Annotated in this window: 17 protein-coding genes; 12 read left to right on the top strand and 5 right to left on the bottom strand. The window is 71.1% G+C overall.

The window, feature by feature from the left end:
- The first annotated feature begins 18 nt into the window (after positions 1-18).
- Complete coding sequence (locus ITJ59_RS04240) at positions 19-543, top strand: hypothetical protein (RefSeq protein ID WP_194649893.1); 525 nt, start codon at positions 19-21, stop codon at positions 541-543.
- Between the two features lie 18 nt (positions 544-561).
- On the opposite strand, the gene ITJ59_RS04235 is transcribed toward ITJ59_RS04240, so the two are convergent.
- A complete protein-coding gene (locus ITJ59_RS04235) occupies positions 562-2,145 on the bottom strand; it encodes a CoF synthetase (protein WP_323749397.1) in 1,584 nt (527 codons plus the stop codon).
- Entirely contained in the window at positions 2,142-3,179 is a 1,038-nt protein-coding gene (locus ITJ59_RS04230) for a hypothetical protein (RefSeq protein WP_194649892.1), read from the bottom strand. The genes ITJ59_RS04235 and ITJ59_RS04230 overlap by 4 nt, the downstream gene beginning before the upstream one ends.
- A 103-nt stretch (positions 3,180-3,282) precedes the next feature.
- On the opposite strand from ITJ59_RS04230, the gene ITJ59_RS04225 reads away from it, so the two are divergent.
- The 5 genes from ITJ59_RS04225 (at position 3,283) to ITJ59_RS04205 (ending at position 7,857) form a co-directional block, all read left to right on the top strand.
- Positions 3,283-3,660 (top strand): holo-ACP synthase, encoded by a 378-nt coding sequence (locus ITJ59_RS04225; protein ID WP_194649891.1) that lies wholly within the window; start codon positions 3,283-3,285, stop codon positions 3,658-3,660.
- Positions 3,661-3,837: 177 nt separating this feature from the next.
- Positions 3,838-4,137 (top strand): acyl carrier protein, encoded by a 300-nt coding sequence (locus ITJ59_RS04220; RefSeq protein WP_194649890.1) that lies wholly within the window; start codon positions 3,838-3,840, stop codon positions 4,135-4,137.
- The gene (locus tag ITJ59_RS04215) at positions 4,134-5,309 is read left to right on the top strand and encodes an acyl-CoA dehydrogenase family protein (protein ID WP_323749396.1); all 1,176 of its coding nucleotides are present in this window, start codon (positions 4,134-4,136) and stop codon (positions 5,307-5,309) included. The genes ITJ59_RS04220 and ITJ59_RS04215 overlap by 4 nt, the downstream gene beginning before the upstream one ends.
- Positions 5,306-6,274: an amino acid--[acyl-carrier-protein] ligase gene (locus ITJ59_RS04210; RefSeq protein WP_323749395.1), complete on the top strand. Its 969-nt coding sequence runs from the start codon at positions 5,306-5,308 to the stop codon at positions 6,272-6,274. The genes ITJ59_RS04215 and ITJ59_RS04210 overlap by 4 nt, the downstream gene beginning before the upstream one ends.
- Positions 6,271-7,857, top strand: a complete 1,587-nt coding sequence (locus tag ITJ59_RS04205) for an alpha/beta hydrolase (protein ID WP_194649889.1) — start codon at positions 6,271-6,273, stop codon at positions 7,855-7,857. Before ITJ59_RS04210 ends, ITJ59_RS04205 begins: the two co-directional genes overlap by 4 nt.
- 175 nt (positions 7,858-8,032) lie before the next feature.
- Here ITJ59_RS04205 and ITJ59_RS04200 read toward each other — a convergent pair whose 3' ends face one another.
- Together ITJ59_RS04200 and ITJ59_RS04195 are read right to left on the bottom strand one after the other, a co-directional pair.
- Positions 8,033-8,959, bottom strand: coding sequence for an alpha/beta fold hydrolase (locus ITJ59_RS04200; protein ID WP_194649888.1), 927 nt, complete (start codon positions 8,957-8,959; stop codon positions 8,033-8,035).
- Positions 8,960-9,012: 53 nt separating this feature from the next.
- Positions 9,013-9,501 carry a peroxiredoxin gene (locus ITJ59_RS04195; RefSeq protein WP_111085695.1) on the bottom strand — a complete coding sequence of 163 codons (489 nt, stop codon included), beginning with the start codon at positions 9,499-9,501 and terminating at the stop codon, positions 9,013-9,015.
- Between the two features lie 241 nt (positions 9,502-9,742).
- Between ITJ59_RS04195 and aceE the strand changes: the two genes are divergently transcribed.
- The 6 genes from aceE (at position 9,743) to ITJ59_RS04165 (ending at position 17,501) form a co-directional block, all read left to right on the top strand.
- On the top strand, positions 9,743-12,487 hold the full coding sequence (gene aceE / locus ITJ59_RS04190) for a pyruvate dehydrogenase (acetyl-transferring), homodimeric type (protein ID WP_194649887.1): 2,745 nt from the start codon (positions 9,743-9,745) through the stop codon (positions 12,485-12,487).
- Between the two features lie 7 nt (positions 12,488-12,494).
- On the top strand, positions 12,495-13,739 hold the full coding sequence (locus tag ITJ59_RS04185; protein WP_194649886.1) for a PucR family transcriptional regulator: 1,245 nt from the start codon (positions 12,495-12,497) through the stop codon (positions 13,737-13,739).
- A 78-nt stretch (positions 13,740-13,817) separates the two neighbouring features.
- Entirely contained in the window at positions 13,818-14,759 is a 942-nt protein-coding gene (locus ITJ59_RS04180; RefSeq protein ID WP_194649885.1) for an ACP S-malonyltransferase, read from the top strand.
- Positions 14,756-15,760, top strand: coding sequence for a beta-ketoacyl-ACP synthase III (locus tag ITJ59_RS04175; protein ID WP_111085698.1), 1,005 nt, complete (start codon positions 14,756-14,758; stop codon positions 15,758-15,760). The genes ITJ59_RS04180 and ITJ59_RS04175 overlap by 4 nt, the downstream gene beginning before the upstream one ends.
- A gap of 164 nt (positions 15,761-15,924) precedes the next feature.
- A complete protein-coding gene (locus ITJ59_RS04170) occupies positions 15,925-16,173 on the top strand; it encodes an acyl carrier protein (RefSeq protein WP_017886710.1) in 249 nt (82 codons plus the stop codon).
- Between the two features lie 83 nt (positions 16,174-16,256).
- On the top strand, positions 16,257-17,501 hold the full coding sequence (locus ITJ59_RS04165; protein WP_123292578.1) for a beta-ketoacyl-[acyl-carrier-protein] synthase family protein: 1,245 nt from the start codon (positions 16,257-16,259) through the stop codon (positions 17,499-17,501).
- A gap of 349 nt (positions 17,502-17,850) precedes the next feature.
- Here the strand turns inward: ITJ59_RS04165 and ITJ59_RS04160 are convergent, their stop codons facing one another.
- On the bottom strand, positions 17,851-18,351 hold the full coding sequence (locus ITJ59_RS04160) for a DUF3145 domain-containing protein (RefSeq protein ID WP_323749394.1): 501 nt from the start codon (positions 18,349-18,351) through the stop codon (positions 17,851-17,853).
- Positions 18,352-18,518 lie beyond the last annotated feature (167 nt).

The raw sequence follows: 18,518 nt of genomic DNA, 5'->3' as shown, positions 1-18,518 counted from the left end.
CGGGTTGTCGCGGTCGCAGTGGCCGCACTCCTGCTGCTGTCGGGCTGTGCCGCGCCGGGGGCGGGGACGTCGCGCGACGCCCCGCCTTGGCCACGGCCGACCGACCTGTCCGCCCGTGCCGATGCGGCGGGCCTCCGGAACGTGTGGGGCGAGCGGCTCGCCGAGCACGTCCACACCCATCTGACGATCCTCGACGGCGACACCCCGGTGACCGTCCCGGCGAACATCGGGCACTCGGACCGGGGCGAGTTCGCCGCCGAGATCCACACGCACGACACCTCGGGCATCGTGCACGTCGAGTCCCCCACGGAGCAGACGTTCACGCTCGGCCAGTTCTTCGACGAGTGGGGCGTCTCGCTCGGTCCGGAACACGTCGGCGGTCTGCGCGGCGAGCTCACGGTGTGGGTGGACGGGCGCCGGACGATCGGCAACCCCCGGTCCATCGAGCTGACGAACCGGCGCGAGGTCGTCCTCATCGTCACGACGATCGGCGAGGTCCCGCACCTGCCGGCCGCCTTCGACTGGCCTCCGCAGTACGGCTAGCTCGATCGGTGCAAACGCTCACGCCTCCTTCGGCGCGACCCACGCCAGGTCGAGCTCCCACTGCTCGGCGGCGCCCGCCGGCAACTGCCAGACGTACTCGTTCTTGAGCTTCTTGCCGTCCTCGCGGAACGGACCCGTCCGGTACGGGTAGAACGCCACCGTCGGCAGGGTGCCGGGCGGAGCGGTCCGGATCGCGTTCGAGAAGTCCTTGTTCAACCGCCGCAGCTCGGCGATGACGGCCGGGCGAGCGGCGTCCGAGTCGAAGTCGCCGGCTCCGGTGGCGAGCTGGAACGCGATGTGCAGCTGGCGGTCGCCCCGGTCGTCCTCGTAGCTGATGAGCCGGTGGTTCTCGACGGCCTCGAGCAGCTCGGGGTCGCCGTACACGACGTCGCGCACGACGTCCGGTGCGACGACGGCACCGTTGTAGTCGACGGACAGGTCGGACCGGCCGTAGTGGAACAGCAGCGGCAGGTCGAGCTCGGCGGAGTCTGCGAGCTCGTCGAAGCCGTGCGCGCGCAGCGTCCGCCGCAGGTCCTTCATCCGCACCACGTGCCCACGGTCGTGGATGTTGTACCGGATCCGTGGGCTGATGTTCTCGGACCGGGTGATGGTGACGACGAGTTCGCCGAGCTCGTTCGTCTCGATCAGGTACCCGAACGGGTTGAACTGGAACACCATCGGCAGCACGCCGTACTCGGCCTGCTTCGTCAGCGCGGCAGACAGCTCGGGCGAGGCCGCGATCGCCCGGCGCAACTGCACGCTGAACGGCGTCTCGATGCCGAGGTTGATCTCGAGGTCACTCGCCCCGTACGACCCGAGCACGGCCTGCGCGTACTGCTCGATGTGCGCGCGCATGTTCTCGCTGATGCCCTCGCCGCCGAACGCCGCGACGATCGTGTACTCGCTCCAGTCGAGCCGGTCGTCCTCGAACAGCGCCTTCAGGAACGGCGGGTAGCTGCAGATGATGTAGGTGAAGTCCGTGCCGAACTCGCGCATCGTCTGCACGATCTTGTCGCGGTCCGGTCCGATCGACTTGATCATCGACGACTCGGTGAGCGACGCCGTCACGTTCATGCCCGTGGCCCACGCGCCGAGCGAGAACGCGTTGAGCACGAACGGCTGCTTCGGCAGGTCCTTCGCGGTGCGCGAGAACCCGAGCTGCAACAGCTGCCGCGTGGCCTGGCGTTCGTCGGGACCGCGCACCCAGCTGGTCGGTGTGCCGCTGGACCCGCTCGACTCGTCGACGACGACACCGCGACGCGGCAGCCGTCCGTCGACGCAGCGCTCGGGGATGCTCCACCGCTTGACGTACGACTCCTTGTCCATCTCGGGCAGCGCCGAGATCGCCGCGGCGATCCCGCCACGCGTGTCGAGACGGAACGGTCGGGAGGCCCGCCCCGCCTCCGCCAGGAACGCCCCGTACGCGGGCACCCGCTTCGCAGCCCGCTCCACGGTCCGCCAGGCACGCCAGCGTCCGAGGGTCCAGCGGAGCGGCTCGATGCCCGGCGTGAGCAGGAGCTTGTGGGTGCCGACCCGTGGCATGAACAGCGCCACGAAGGTCTCCACCACCCACACGACCGAGAACACCGCCGCGCGCTTCACCGTGCACCCCCGACCGTCATCGCGGCCGCCGGTCTGCGGTGGGCCAACGGCGGTGGCGCACTGTGCCCGAAGCGGAACAGCATCCACGCCATCCGTCCGTCGGACTCGTCGACACCGGCCCGTTCGACGAACGCCGCGTGCGACCGCGGGTTCGTGATCACGGTGCCGAACGGGTGCATGGCGATCCCCCGTGCCGTGAACTCGAGCCAGATCCGCATGAAGACGCGGCCGGCCTCGACGTACTCGGCCGGGGTCCGGAACGGGCCCTCGAGCCAGCCGAGCTGCCGGACCCCGCGCATCGTCGACAGGTACACGCGCTTGAAGACCCCGCCGACGCCGGGTGCTTCCCAGAGCCCGCGGTGCTCCATCGCGAACCGGAGCACCGGTCCGGGCATGAGCATCGTCTCGGCCGACAGTCCGTCGCCGGTCGTCGCCGCCTGCCGCTTCGAGAACCGCAGCCAGTGCAGGATCTCGTCGTGCACGGCGTCGTGCTGCAGGTCGTCGAACAGCGTCTCCTGGTTGACGCGCACGATCTCGTCGACCGTCGCCCGGTCAGCGGTCGTGCGGAAGCGCTGCCCGGCGGCCGACGCGATGGCGGACGCGGCCTGGATCGCGGAGTCGTCCACCAGGGTGGCGTCGTAAGGCCTGCGCGAGGTGCGCCGGGCGAGGAAGCGAGCCAGGGCCTCCCGGTCGTCCGCGGTGACCGTGTGCGGACGCAACGTCACGTCACCCAGGCGGTGCAGGTGGTCGTCGGCCGCGCCGTCCAGCCAGCCGAAGTCCATCTCGGCGTGGTCGAGCCGCTCCTGAACGGTGAAGCCGTGCGCCCGGGCGACGACGTCGAGCCCGGCCAGGAACACCCCGGCGCAGACGTGTCCGAACGGGATGCCGAACGACTCGGCCGGCAACCCCCGCCGCAGGTCGTAGTACACGGTCGCGGTGCGGTCGTCCTCGACCCGCACGACGATCGGTTGCGAGTTGTGCGGCGACGGGTAGTGTCGCGCGTCCTCGATGATGCCGATCCACGGTGATGCCATCGGTTCCCCCTCGGTGGTCTCTGGCACCGATCATACGAACCCCCTCCGACGCCCATGCCGCCGCGGGCATGCAGGGACGACGCGAGCTGCGTACCCTGCTGCCATGGCCACGATCCGGACCGGCACCGACCTCGCCGCGGTCGAGGACGTCGTGGCGGGCATCTCCGCGCACGGCGAGCGGTACCTGGAGCGGCTGTTCACGGTCCGTGAACGCACGGACTGCGGCGACGACCCGGAGCGCCTGGCGGCCCGGTTCGCCGGCAAGGAGGCCGTCGTCAAGCTCCTCCGGCCCGCACCGGACCAGGCGATCCCGCTGCGCGACGTGGCCATCGTGCTCGACGACCACGGGGCGCCGACGGTCGAGCTGACCGGAACCGCTGCCGCACTGGCCGAGACGATCGGGTGTGGTCCGATCGCGGTGTCCCTCGCGCACGAGCGGGGGCTCGCGGTCGCGACGGCGGTCGCGCTGACCGAGCGCTGACCTGGCGCAGCACCGACTCGGAACGACGAACTCGACGTCGTGCGACGTCGAGTTCGTCGTTCCGAGTCGGACGCCCCGCGCCACCCTGTACCACCGCACAGGGGCATCGGATGCCGTGCGGTTTCACGCACCCGCACGGCGGTTTCCCGAGCCCCGGTCTTCCTTATGGTTGCCGACATGGACCAGGACCACCAGCACGCCAGCACGACCTCGACGCTCGCCGACCCGGCGACCGAGCGGGCCGTCCGCCGCGCCCTTGCCGACCACGGCCGCCTGACCGTCGACGCGCAGGCGGTCGCGTCGATCGCCGACCTGTACGCGCTCGGGCTGTCGTCGCACGCCACGGTGAACGTCATGCTCGCCGTCGAGTCCGAACTCGACGTCGAGTTCCCCGACTCGGTCCTGAACCGGTCCACCTTCGCCACCGTCGAGTCGATCGTCGCCGCTGCAGAGCTCGCCGCGGAGCTCGCGTCGTGACGCTGACCCTGCCCGCGACGTCGGTCGTCGACCGGTTCGCCGAACGTGCCGCCGCCGTCGCCGCGGTCGCCGCCCAGTTCGCCGACGAGGTCGACCGCGACGCCCGTCCGCCGCGCGAGGCCATCGCCGCGATGCGCGAGTACGGACTGCTCGCCGCCGCCGTCCCCGCGGAGCACGGCGGCGAGGGCGCCACGGTGTCCGAGCTGTCCGTGATCGCCACCGAACTCGGTCGGGCCTGCGCCGCGACCGGCATGGTGTTCGCGATGCACCAGGGCCAGGTCATGGCGCTGTGGCGACACGGCGGCAACGGTGCCGGCGTGCTCGAGACCATCGCCGCGGTCCGCGACGGCGCGCTCGTCGCCTCGGCGACCACGGAACGCGGTGTCGGCGGCGACGCCCGACGCTCGACCTGCTCCATCGAGGCCACCGACGACGGCCGGATCCGCCTGCGCAAGGACGCGCCGGTGATCTCGTACGCCACCGAGGCGGACGCCGTGTTCGTCACCGCACGACGCGACCCGGACGCCCCGGCCTCCGACCAGCGCCTGCTCATCTGCCGGACCGACTCGATGGTCCTGTCGCAGACGTCCACCTGGGACACGATGGGCCTGCGCGGCACCTGCAGCAACGGCTGGATCCTCGACACCGAGACCACCGTCGACCGGGTGTTCCGTGACGACTACGCAGCCATCTCGGCGCAGACGGTCCTGCCGGTCTCGCACGTGCTGTGGGCCTCGGTGTGGCTCGGCATCGCCGCGTCGTCGAGCGAACGTGCCCGGACCGCGGTCCGCAAGCAGGCGCGCGCGGCGATCGGCACGACCCCGCCCGGTGCGCTCCGGCTCGCCGAGCTGCTCGTCGACCTGCAGGCCCTCGCCGACTCCGTCCGGCACGCCGCCGAGCGGTTCGACGCCGCGGCCGACGACCCCGAGGTACTCGCCTCGAGCGCGTACGCCCTCGCAGCCAACGCCCTGAAGATCGGCGCGTCCGAGCGCGTGACCGACATCGTCACGAAGGCGATGCGCATCGTCGGGATCGCGGGCTACGCGGCCTCCGGTCCGATGAGCATCGCCCGGCACCTCCGAGACGCCCACGGTGCCGCCGTCATGGTGAGCAACGACCGTCTCCTCAAGAACGACGCCGACCTGGCCCTCATGACGGGAGTGATCCTGTGACCATCACGGACCCCACCACCAGCACGACCACCACCAGCACCGCCACCGCGCCGGACCTCGACGCCGCCCGCGCCGCACTCCGTGCCCGCCTGCTCGCCGACCGCGTGCTCATCGACCTCGGCTCCCCCGGGCTGTACGGCCGCACCGGCGTGTTCGAGCGCGTGTACACGGCCGTCGACGCCGCGGCCGTCCGGAGCCAGCAGGACCTCGACGCCGAGGTGCTGCGCTTCCCGCCGGTCGAGCCGCTCGCCGCCTTCGAACGCACCGACTACATCGCGTCGTTCCCCGACCTCGCCGCGTCGATCTCCGGGTTCACCGGCGACGACCGCGCCCACCGCGCCCTGCTCGCCGCCCGCGAGCGTGGTGAGCGGTGGGAGGGCTTCCTCGAGCCGGCGGACCTCATGCTCACCCCCGCGGTCTGCCACCCGGTCTACGGACTCGTCGGCGACACGATCCCGCAGGAGGGCCGGTTCTTCGACATCGTCGGCGACTCGTTCCGCCGTGAGCCGTCCCTCGACCCGATGCGCCTGCAGGCCTTCCACATGCACGAGTTCGTGCACATCGGCACGCCGGCATCGGCGCAGCAGCACCGCGACGGCCGGATCCCGGTGATGCGCTCACTGCTCGAGTCGTTCGGACTCGAGATCGACGTCGTCCCCGCCAACGACCCGTTCTTCGGTCGGGTCGGGCAGATGCTCGCCCGCAACCAGGTCGAGCAGGCGCTCAAGTTCGAGTTCGTCACGCCGGTCTACGGCGACGACCACCCGACGACCGCGATCAGCTCGGCGAACCTGCACGAGGACCACTTCGGCACGTCGTTCGGCCTCCGCACCGCCGACGGCGAGGTCGCGCACAGCGCCTGCATCGCCTTCGGTCTCGAGCGCATCACCATCGCCCTGTTCGCCGCCCACGGCACGGACGTCGACGCCTGGCCGGCGTCGGTCCGCGCAGCCCTCGGCCTGTGACGACGCTGCACGGATGGTCGGGTTCGCCGGCGATCCGCGCTGCCGTGCAGCTGCCGCCCGCGGCGCGGGCCGGTGTCGTCATCTGCCCGCCGCTGGGGCAGGAGGGCGTGATCGCGTACCGCACGCTCCGGCTGCTGGCCGACCGCCTGGAGGCCCGTGGCATCGCCTCGGTGCGCTACGACCCGTCCGGACGTGGTGACGGCGCACCCGACACCGACCCCGACGCGCAGGTCCGGTCCGCGCGCCACGCGGCCGCCGTGCTCCGCACGACGGGGATCCGGCACGTCGCGTTCGTCGGGCTCGCCTCGGCGTCGCTCGTCGCCGCCGCGGCTGCCGAGGACACCGACGCGCTGCTCGTCTGGGACGCCCCGGCCTCCGGACGCGGGTGGCTCCGCCGGCAGCGAGCCCTCGCGACGATCACCATCGGCGGCGAACGGGTGGTGGACGGACTCGAGAGCCTGATCGGCATCGAGGTCGAGCCGGACGAAGCGACCGCCCTCGCCGCCCTCGCGTTCGCGCCGCGCACGGGTCCCACCGTGACGCTCGTCCGACCCGACACCCGTGCGCCGAAGGCCCTCGGCGACGTCGAGTCCACCGAGGTGACCGGCAGCGCCGAGCTCCTCGACGGCACCAGCATCCACGCCCGGATCCCCGGTGCCGCCGTGGACACCGCCGTCGCCTGGCTCGACGCCTGGGCGCCGTCCGCCGCAGCGCTCGTCGTGCCGCCTGAGCTCGACGAGGTCCTGGACGTCGACGGCCGGGTGTCCGAGCGCATCGTCCGGCTCGGGCCGGAGGAACTGTTCGCCGTCGAGACCGTGTCGTCCGCGCAGCACCACGATGCGCCCCTGGTGGTCCTGCACAACGGCGCAGCCGAACACCGCGTCGGCGCCACCGACTACCAGGTCGACCTCGCCCGGGCGCTCGCCCGCGACGGAGCCCGGGTGGTCCGCGTCGACCGCCGTGCCACCGGCGAGAGCACGGTCGTGCGCGAGGACGAACGGAGCTTCCTGTTCGCCCAGGAGTGGGTCGAGGACCAGTCCGCCGTCGTGACCGCCCTCGGCACCCCGTCGGACCGCCTGGTCCTCGTCGGCATGTGTGCGGGCGCCTGGCTCGCCGGCCGCTCGGCCGACGAGGCACCGCGGCTCGTCGTCGAGATCAGCCCGAACGACTACCGCCGGCAGCCAGCCGCGCCGGGGAGCTACGAGGATGCCGTCCGCGCGGTCGACGCCCCCTCGGCGGCCCGGCTCTGGGTCCGCCAGCGGTACAACGCCGTCGTGCCGAAGGTCGTCCGTGAGTGGGTCGCCCGTCGCGACCGCGTCGGCGGTGTCGTCGAGCACGTCCGGCCGCTCGTGGAGCACGGCACCGACGTCGTCGTCATCGCGGCCCCCGACGACGCCGCGCTGTTCGACCGGCTCGGCGGGCAGAAGGCCCTGCGCCGCTACGGCGGGGTCGGTCGACGCGGCTCGGTGTCGATCGTGCGGGTCGAGGACGGCGACCATTCGTTGTTCTCCCCCGTGATGCGCCGCGCCGTCCGTGCCGAGGTCCGCTCGCGGGTCGCCGCGACGTTCCCCGTGCCCGCCTGACCCGCGCGTCCCGACTCCGAACGACACCGTCGACGTCGTACGACATCGGGCAAGTCGCTGCCGCGCGGCTGCAACTGTTGCGGCCGCGCGGGGACGACAGGGTCGACGTCGTACGACAACCGCTGTGTCGCACCGTGCCCGCGCAAGGACCGCGCGCAACGACAGCGCGCGGCGGTCAGGCGAGCCCGAGCTCGCGCGCGACGGCGTCCGGGTGCTCGACGTGGGCGAAGTGCCCGCAGTCGTCGAGCAGCACCGTGCGGACCTGCGGCACGAGCTCCCGCAACGCCTCGAGGTCCGACACGCGCGCGAACACGTCGTCGCGCCCGGCGATCGCCGTCACCGGGCAGGTGATCCCCCGCCAACGGTCGAGGTCGTAACCCGCGGCGGTCCGTGCCGCGTCGGTGAACCGGGTCGGCCGGAGCTCCTGGACGAAGGCGTCGAGGACACTGCGGTCGAGTCGTCGCACGTGCGTGAACACCGGCGCGGCGAGCAGCGGCAGCAGCCCGACGCGCGACAGTGCGCTGAGCATCGGCCGCGCGGCCTCGCGCGTGAGCGTCAGGCCCGCACGCAGCAGCGTGAACGACGGCAGCGTCCGGAGCCCCCGGAGCGGGTGCCGTGCGGCGTCCGCGGTCGCGACGGTGGTGCCGGACACCAGGGCGACGGACCGCACGCGCTCGGCGGCGACCACCGCCAGGTGCATCCCGACGAAGGCGCCCATCGAGTGCCCGACGACGTCCACCCAGGCGATCCCGAGCGCGTCCAGCACCGTGGTCAGCGACACGGCGACGTCGTCGAGGTCGAACGCGCCGCGCGGTGCCGGCGACGATCCCCACCCCGGCAGGTCGACGAGCACGAGCCCACGACCGTCGATGCCCGCCGCCGTGGTCAGCAACGGGGACCAGGTCGACCACGAGCCAGCGACGCCGTGCAGCAGCAGGAGCGCATCCGGACCCGGCCGGTGGTGCACCACGACGGGTCCGGCGGGCGTCACGATCTCGGTTCGCCGGAGGTGCCACGTGGCGGGCGTGGGCGACACCGGGTACGGAGCGTAGGCCTCGGCGGTGACCACGGGGTCACGTGCGTCCGTGTCGATGGCGTGCACCGGGCCTCCCGTCCGCTGTCGACGCGGATGCGTCGCAGGAGGGATTCGGAACGCTAGCCGACGGGGACGGGTGCGGTGCAGGCGGCGAGTCGGTCGAGCGCGGCCTTGTACTCCGCGACGTCACGCTGCAGGCCGGGCTCGGTGATGATCGAGGCCTTGATGCGGCCCTGCACGTCGATGACGAAGGTCGCGCGGGTGGCGAACCCCTTGTGCTCGAGGAAGACGCCGTACTCCTTCGAGACCGCGCCGTGCGGCCAGAAGTCGGCGAGGAGCTCGAAGTCGTAGCCGTTGAGCTCGGCGAACGAGCGGAGCGTCGCCTTGGAGTCGACGGAGATGCCGATCAACTCGACGCGCTGGTCCTGGAACATCGCGACGTTGTCCTGCAGGGCGCAGAGCTCGTTCGTGCAGTTCGACGAGAACGCCAGGGGGAAGAAGACGAGTGCGACCGGGCGGTTGCCGCGGAAGTCGCTGAGTCGGACGTGCTCACCGAACTGGTTCGGGAGCTCGAAGTCCGGCGCGAGTGAGCCGATCTCGAGAGCCATCGGGACGTGTGCTTCTTCCTCGGGCGTGGGGTGTGCCCGTCGGGTCCGTGCGCCGCGGGTCGCGTGTGCACGATCGGCCATGCTACGCCGACGACACCCGAATGCAAGCACCCGTCCACGTGCACGTCACCATCAGCATCAGCGTCGGTGCTGGGGCCTAGAGTGGACGGGGCCCCATCCGGTCGCGACCCGACCACCGGAGCCACCATGTCCACCACCACGAGAACGAACGAGGTCAAGGGTGACGGTGAACGACCAGGACCCGTACAGCACCGGGGCGAACGACCAGGACCCGCAGGAGACCGCCGAATGGCGTGAGTCCCTCGACGGATTGGTCCAGACCCACGGACACCAGCGCGGTCGCGAGATCATGCTGAGCCTGCTCAAGCGGTCCAAGGAACTGCACCTCGGTGTGCCGATGGTCCCGACGACGGACTACGTGAACACCATCGCGCCGGAGAACGAACCGGAGTTCCCCGGCGACGAGGAACTGGAGCGCCGGTACCGCCGGTGGATCCGCTGGAACGCGGCCATCACGGTGCACCGCGCGCAGCGTCCCGGCATCAGCGTCGGCGGCCACATCTCGACGTACGCGTCGAGTGCCGCGCTGTACGAGGTCGGCTACAACCACTTCTTCCGCGCGCAGGACCACGCGTCCGGCGGCGACCAGGTGTTCTTCCAGGGCCACGCCTCCCCCGGCATGTACGCCCGCGCCTACATGGAAGGGCGTCTCGGCGAGGACCAGCTCGACGGGTTCCGTCAGGAGAAGTCCCACGCCGGTGGCGGCCTGTCGTCGTACCCGCACCCGCGCCTCATGCCGCACTTCTGGCAGTTCCCGACCGTGTCGATGGGCATCGGCCCGATCAACGCGATCTACCAGGCGCAGCAGGCCAAGTACCTGACCAACCGCGGCATCAAGGACGCCTCCGACCAGCAGGTCTGGGCGTTCCTCGGCGACGGCGAGATGGACGAGGTCGAATCGCGCGGACAGCTCCAGGTCGCGGCGAACGACGGCCTCGACAACCTGAACTTCGTCATCAACTGCAACCTGCAGCGGCTCGACGGTCCGGTGCGCGGCAACGGCAAGATCATCCAGGAGCTCGAGGCGTTCTTCCGCGGTGCGGGCTGGAACGTCATCAAGGTCGTCTGGGGGCGTGAGTGGGACGACCTGCTCGCCCGCGACACCGAGGGCGCGCTGCTCAACCTGATGAACCAGACGCCGGACGGCGACTACCAGACGTACAAGGCCGAGAACGGTGCCTACGTCCGCGAGAACTTCTTCGGGCGCGACCCGAAGGCGCTCGAGCTCATCGAGGGCTACAGCGACGACCAGGTCTGGAACCTCAAGCGCGGTGGCCACGACTACCGCAAGGTCTACGCCGCCTTCAAGGCCGCGACCGAGCACAAGGGGCAGCCGACCGTCATCCTGGCGAAGACGGTCAAGGGCTACGGCCTGGGCCCGAGCTTCGAGGGCCGCAACGCGACCCACCAGATGAAGAAGCTCACGCTCGACAACCTCAAGCAGTTCCGCGACGAGATGCGCATCCCGATCTCCGACGCGCAGCTGGAGGAGAACCCCTACACGCCGCCGTACTACCACCCGGGCAACGACGACGAGGCGATCCAGTACATGCACGAGCGTCGTCAGGCGCTCGGCGGTTACGTGCCGGAGCGCCGGACCAAGTACACCTCGATCACCCTGCCCGAGGACGCGAAGTACCAGGTCGTCAAGAAGGGCTCCGGCAAGCAGGAGATCGCCACCACCATGGCCTTCGCCCGGCTGCTGAAGGACCTGCTCCGCTCCCCCGACTTCGGCAACCGCGTGGTGCCGATCATCCCGGACGAAGCCCGCACGTTCGGCATGGACGCGTACTTCCCGACGGCGAAGATCTACAACCCGAACGGCCAGCACTACACGTCGGTCGACCGCGAGCTGCTCCTGGCCTACAAGGAGAGCCCGCAGGGTCAGATCATCCACGTCGGCATCAACGAGGCCGGGGCCATGGCGGCGTTCACCGCGGTCGGCACCTCGTACTCGACGCAGGGCGAACCGCTCATCCCGGTCTACGTCTTCTACTCGATGTTCGGGTTCCAGCGCACCGGTGACGCGATCTGGGCCGCTGGCGACCAGATGACCCGTGGCTTCATGATCGGTGCCACCGCCGGGCGCACGACGCTGACGGGCGAGGGCTTGCAGCACGCCGACGGCCACTCGCTGCTCCTCGCGACGACGAACCCGGCCGTGGTGTCCTACGACCCCGCGTACGGGTACGAGATCGGGCACATCGTGCAGGCCGGCCTCGACCGGATGTACGGCACGAACGAGGACGGCTCGCCGAAGCACAGCGACCCGAACGTCATGTACTACCTGACGGTCTACAACGAGCCGATCGTCCAGCCGGCCGAGCCCGAGGGCATCGACGTCGACGGGATCGTCAAGGGCATGTACCTGCTCAAGCCGAGCGAGCACGACGGCCCGAAGGCCCAGCTGCTCGCATCCGGTGTGGCCGTGCCGTGGATCCTCGAGGCGCAGCAGCTGCTGGCCCAGGACTGGGGCGTCTCCGCCGACGTCTGGAGCGTCACGAGCTGGGGTGAGCTGTACCGCGACGGTCTCGACGCGGAGCAGCACGCGTTCCTCAACCCGAACGAGTCGCCGCGCACGCCGTACGTCACCGAGCGCCTGCTGGCGACTGAGGGCCCGGTCGTCGCCGTGAGCGACTTCATGCACCAGGTGCAGGAGCAGATCCGTCCGTTCGTGCCGACCGACTACGCCACGCTCGGCGCCGACGGCTTCGGTTTCTCGGACACCCGTCCGGCTGCTCGCCGCTTCTTCCACATCGACGGCCCCTCGGTCGTCGTGCGGACGCTGCAGCAGCTCGCCCGCCAGGGCAAGGTCGACGGTGCACTCGTCCAGCAGGCGATCGACAAGTACCGCCTGCACGACGTGACCGCCGGCACCACCGGCAGCGCGGGCGGCGAGAGCTGATCACCCAGTGACGCCGGTCCGACCGGACACCGAGGGCCCGTCGAAGGCCCAGAGCCAGGAGAGCGCGCGCGAGCGGGCGCTCTCCTGGCTCCGTCAGGTGTCCGGGGAACTCTCCACCGCCACCATCAAGCGGCTCGAGGACACCCTCCCCTGGTACAGCGAGATGCCGCCGGGGCGCCGCTCCGCCGTGGGCCTGGTCGCCCAGGCGGGCATCACCTCATTCATCAGCTGGCTCGAGGGCACCGCGTCGACGCCGTGGATCGCCGCGGCCGACGTCTTCGGTTCGGCCCCTCGTGAGCTCCTGCGCTCGGTGAGCCTGCAGCAGACGCTGCAGCTCATCCGCGTGGTCGTCACCGTGGTCGAAGAGCGCGCCGCCGACGACGAGATGCTGCAAGAGGCGATCCTCAAGTACTCGCGCGACATCGCCTTCGCCGCAGCCGACGTCTACGCCCGCGCGGCCGAGGCCCGCGGCCTGTGGGACGCCCGCCTCGAAGCGCTCGTGGTCGACTCGATCCTGTCGGGCGAGTACGACGACGAGCTTCCGTCCCGCATCGCTGCCCTCGGGTGGCACGGACACGGTGAGGTCGCGGTGCTCGTCGGCACCGCACCGAAGCAGCTCGAGGTCGACCAGGTCCGTCGCACCGCACGGCACATGGACGCCGACGTGCTCGTCGGGGTCCAGGGGTCGCGGCTCGTCGTGGTGATCGGCCGCTCGACCCCACGGGACGACGTCCCCGAAGGCGAAGACCCGGTGTCGTTCACCGCCATCGCGCAGGCCCTCGAACCGTTGTTCGGGGAGGGCCACCTGGTGCTCGGCAACGAGGTCCCCGGGGTCGTCGACGCGTCCACCAGCGCGAAGGCGGCCCTCGCCGGGTTCGCCGTCGCACGGGCCTGGCGCGGGGTCCCGCGGCCGGCGCTTGCCGACGACCTGCTGCCCGAACGTGCCCTGGCCGGCGATCCGCTCGCCCGGTCCGCGCTCGTGCAGCGCATCTACGTGCCCCTCAAGGACCAGTCCACCGAGCTCCTGCAGACGCTGTGGTGCTACCTGGACACCGGGCGGTCGCTCGAGGCCACGGCACGCGAGCTCTTCGTGCACCCCAACACCGTGCGGTACCGCCTGCGTCGGGTCGCCGACATCATTGGGTGGGACGCCACCCACGCCCGGGACGCCCTGATCGTGCAGTCCGCCCTGATCCTCGGCGCGATGTCCGAATCGGCCACCGGTCGTCGCCGCATCGTTCCGCGCCGGTAGGGATCCGACAATGTCACACGGGGTTTCGTGTGGGAAGCCCACACGGGCCCCACGGTGCATGAGCGACAGGATTGTCCGGTGATCGTCGTCGTCGCGCCCGGACAGGGCTCCCAGACCCCCGGCTTCCTCGCCCCCTGGCTCGAGGACGCCGCAGTTCGTGAACGCGTCGGACAGTGGTCCGAGTCGATCGGGGTGGACCTCGCGGCGCACGGCACCACGTCGGACGCCGACACCATCAAGGACACCGCGCTCGCACAGCCGCTCATCGTCGCCGCCGGACTCGTGACCGCCGACGCGCTGCTGGCCGACGGCCGCCGTGCGCTCGTCGGTGGGGTCGCCGGCCACTCGGTCGGCGAGTTCACCGCCGCCGCGGTCGCCGGGATCCTGGAGCCGACCGACGCCGTGTCGCTGGTCGCCGAGCGTGGCCGGGCGATGGCGGACGCCGCCGCCCTCGAGGCGACCTCGATGGCCGCCGTGCTCGGTGGTGACGCCGACGCGGTCGCCGCGGCACTGCAGGAGCACGGGCTCGTTCCCGCGAACCACAACGGTGGCGGCCAGACCGTCGTCGCCGGCACCACGGCAGCGATCACGGCACTCGCCGCCGATCCTCCTGCCAAGGCCCGGGTCATCCCGCTGGCCGTCGCCGGTGCGTTCCACACCCGGTACATGGCACCCGCCGTCGAGCGCGTCGCCCCCGTCGCCGCAGCCGCCACCGTGCACGACCCGTCCCTGCCGATCTGGACGAACGCCGACGGCTCCCGCATCGAGGACGGCCGACGGTTCGTCGACCTCATGGTCCAGCAGATCGCGAGCCCCGTGCACTGGGACGCGGTGATGGAGTCCTTCGCCGCCGCCGGGGTCACCGGCATCATCGAGCTCGCACCGGCCGGCGCCCTCGTCGGGCTCGCCAAGCGCGGGCTGCGCGGGACGCCGTCCGTCGCCATCAAGACCCCCGAGGACCTGCCCGCAGCGATCGACCTGCTGCAGCGCGCGGGCCAGGAAGCAGACGCATCCGCATGACCGAACGCCCCGCACTCTCCCAGCGCCGCGGCCACGAGTTCACCCGCATCCTGGCCTTCGGCGCCGCCCGCGGCGAGAACGTCGTGCCGAACGACGACCTCGTCGGTCCGATCGACTCGTCCGACGAGTGGATCCGCCAGCGCACCGGGATCATCACCCGGAAGCGTGCCGGCAAGGACGTCGAGGCGGTCGACCTCGCCGAGACCGCCGCGCGCGAGGCGATCGAGAAGGCCGGCCTGTCCCCCGACCAGATCGGTGTCGTCCTGGTGAGCACCGTCACGCACACCGTCGCCACGCCCTCGATGGCCTCGCTGCTCGCCGAGCGGATCGGTGCGACGCCCGCAGCGGCGTACGACATCAGCGCCGCCTGTGCCGGGTACGCCTACGGCATCGCCCAGGCCGACTCGTTCATCAAGTCCGGGCTGGCCGACCACGTGCTGGTCGTCGGCGCCGAGAAGCTCAGCGACGTCGTCGACCCGACCGACCGCTCGATCTCGTTCCTGCTCGGTGACGGTGCCGGCGCGGCCGTCGTCGGCCCGAGCGACTTCCCCGGCATCGCCCCCACCATCTGGGGTTCGGACGGCTCAAAGTGGGACGCCATCGGCATGACGGCGACCTACAACGAGTGGGAGGCCGGCGCGCCCCGCCCGACCATGCGCCAGGCGGGTCAGACGGTGTTCCGCTGGGCCGTGTGGGAGATGGTCAAGGTCGCCCGTGAAGCCCTCGAGACCGCCGGTGTCCGACCGGAGGACCTCGCGGCGTTCGTCCCGCACCAGGCGAACATCCGGATCATCGACGAGTTCGCGAAGCAGCTCGGCCTGCCGGAGTCCGTGACGATCGCCCGCGACATCACCACCACCGGCAACACCTCCGCCGCGAGCATCCCGCTCGCCACCCACCGCCTGCTCGAGGAACACCCCGAGCTGTCCGGCGGGCTCGCCCTGCAGATCGGCTTCGGTGCCGGACTCGTGTTCGGCGCCCAGGTCGTCGTGCTCCCCTGAACCCGCCCAACCGGCGATCCTGATCCCGCCCAACCGGCGAACCTGAACCCACCCGGCCGCGCACCCGCGCGACCAGCGACCACCCCGACCAGCCTCCGGGCGCGAGCACGCTGCGTGCCCTAGGCTGGTCCACGGTCAAACGACACCCCCTCAAGGAGAAACTCATGGCCCTGTCCAACGAAGAAGTCCTCGCCGGCCTGGCCGAGCTGATCAACGACGAGACCGGTATCGCCACCGACACCGTCGCCGCCGACAAGTCCTTCACGGACGACCTCGACATCGACTCCATCTCGATGATGACCATCGTGGTCAACGCCGAGGAGAAGTTCGACGTGAAGATCCCGGACGAAGAGGTCAAGAACCTCAAGACCGTGGGCAACGCGGTCGACTACATCGTCAAGGCCCAGGCCTGACACGAGCTTCCTGAGCGCCGCGGCCAGCGGTCCCCGTCGGCCGCGGCGCTCATCTTGTTCCCCAACGAAAGAACCGTCGTTCCATGACCAAGAAGACCGTCGTCGTCACCGGGATCGGTGCGATCTCACCCCTCGCCGCGACTGCCCCGGAAACGTGGGACGCGCTGCTCGCCGGCAAGTCCGGCATCACCCGCATCGAGGACCCGCGGTACGCCGAGCTCGAGCTCCCCGTGGAGTTCGCCGGCCAGGCGCGCCGGTTCCTCACCGACCAGCTCACCCGTCCCGAGTCGAAGCGCCTGGACCCCTCGTCGCAGCTGTCGCTCGTCGCAGCGCGTGAGGCCTGGGCCGACGCCGGCATCGACGCCGAGTCCGTCGTCCCAGAGCGGCTCATCGTCGACTGGGCGACGGGCATCGGCGGCGTCAACACGCTGCTCGACGCCTGGGACACCCTGCGTGAGAAGGGTCCGCGTCGCGTCCTGCCGATGACGGTCCCGATGCTCATGGCGAACGGCCCGGCCGCCGCCATCGAGATGGAGTTCGGCGCCCGTGGCGGCGCCCGCACCTACCTGTCGGCCTGCGCCTCGTCGACCGAGTCCCTGGCCGAGGCGTACCGCCACGTCGCGGACGGCGATGCCGACATCGTCATCACCGGTGGCGCCGAGGCTGCCCTGCACCCGCTGCCCCTGGCCGCCTTCGCGGCGATGCAGGCCCTGTCCCGCCGCAACGACTCCCCCGAGACCGCGTCCCGCCCGTACGACGTCACGCGTGACGGCTTCGTGCTCGGCGACGGTGCCGCGGCGCTCATCCTCGAGTCGAAGGAGCACGCCGAGGCCCGCGGCGCGACCATCTACGCCGAGGTCGCCGGTGCCGGCATCACCTCGGACGCCTTCCACATCACGGCGCCGGACCCCGAGGGCAGCGCTGCGGCTCGTGCGGTCCTGCAGGCCCTGGATCACGCTGGTGCCAGCCGTGAGGACGTCGTGCACGTCAACGCGCACGCCACCTCGACCCCGGTGGGCGACGTCGCCGAGTACCACGCCATGCGTCGCGTCTTCGGTGACCACCTCGACGACATCGTCGTGTCGGCGACCAAGGCGTCGACGGGGCACCTGCTCGGTGGTGCCGGTGCGATCGAGGCCGCGTTCACGGTCCTCGCGCTGCACAACCGTGTCGCCCCGCCGACGATCAACCTCAACGACCAGGACCCGGAGATCGTCATGGATGTCGCGCGCGAGCCGCGAGCGCTGCCCGACGGCGACCTGCTTGCGGTGAGCAACTCGTTCGGCTTCGGTGGGCACAACGCCGTGGTCGCGTTCCGCAGCGTCTGATCGCGTCCGTCCTGTTCGGCCTGGAGGCCCGTCCCGCGTCGTCGGGGCGGGCTTCCGTCGTTCCCGCCCCGGCTCCAAGTCCCCGGCACACGCCGTCGTGTCGTTGAGACGCCGTCGTGTCGTTGAGACGCCGTCGTGTCGTTGAGACGCCGTCGTGTCGCTGAGACGCCGTCGTGTCGCTGAGACGCCTCGGGAACGACGAGACGCCGCCGTATTCGGCGGCGTCTCGAGTCTTCGGCGGCGTCAGGGCAACACGCCGGCGTCTGACACACCCAACACGCCGGCGTCTGACACACCCAACACACCGGCGTCTGGCGCACTCAACACGCCGGCATCTGGCACACCCGGGTCAGCCGACGCGGTGCAGCCAGACGACGGGATTGCCCTCGGCCGCGTGCCGGAAGGGCTCGAGCTCGTCGTCCCACGCCTGCCCGAGCGCCAGCCGGAGTTCACGGTGGAGTTCGAGCGCGTTGCTGCCGGCGACCTCCATGGCGTAGCGGACCCGGTCCTCGGGGATGACCATGTTGCCCGTGACGTCGGTCTGCGCGTAGAACACCCCGAGGTCGGGTGTGTGCATCCAACGGCCACCGTCGGACGCCGTCGTCGGCTCCTCGGTGACCTCGTAGCGCAGGTGTTCCCAGCCGCGCAGCGCGGAGGCGATCGCGGCACCGGCACCCACCGCACCGGTCCACGTGAACTCGGTCCGGCGCGCACCGTCCTGCGCCGGCTGGTCGAGCCACGAGAAGTTCACGGCGCGATCCATCGCGCGACCTGCTGCCCATTCGACGTGCGGGCAGAGCGCGCGGGGTGAGGAGTGCACGTAGAGCACTCCTGTCGTCGTTCCGTTCACGGTTCCTCCGATACGTCAGGTGCGACTTCCCCATCGACCTGGTGCGGAGGATCCGAGCGGCTGCGAGCCACGGAACCATTCGGTATGCGATTGTGATGTCCTGAGCGGACACGCCCATTATGCAGCGTTCCGGCTGGGAACGGCAAGGACCCCGCCGAGCCGGATCC

The sequence above is a fragment of the Curtobacterium sp. VKM Ac-1393 genome (assembly GCF_015350995.1).
GTDB lineage: Bacteria > Actinomycetota > Actinomycetes > Actinomycetales > Microbacteriaceae > Curtobacterium.
This window is presented reverse-complemented; position numbering and strand designations above follow the sequence as displayed.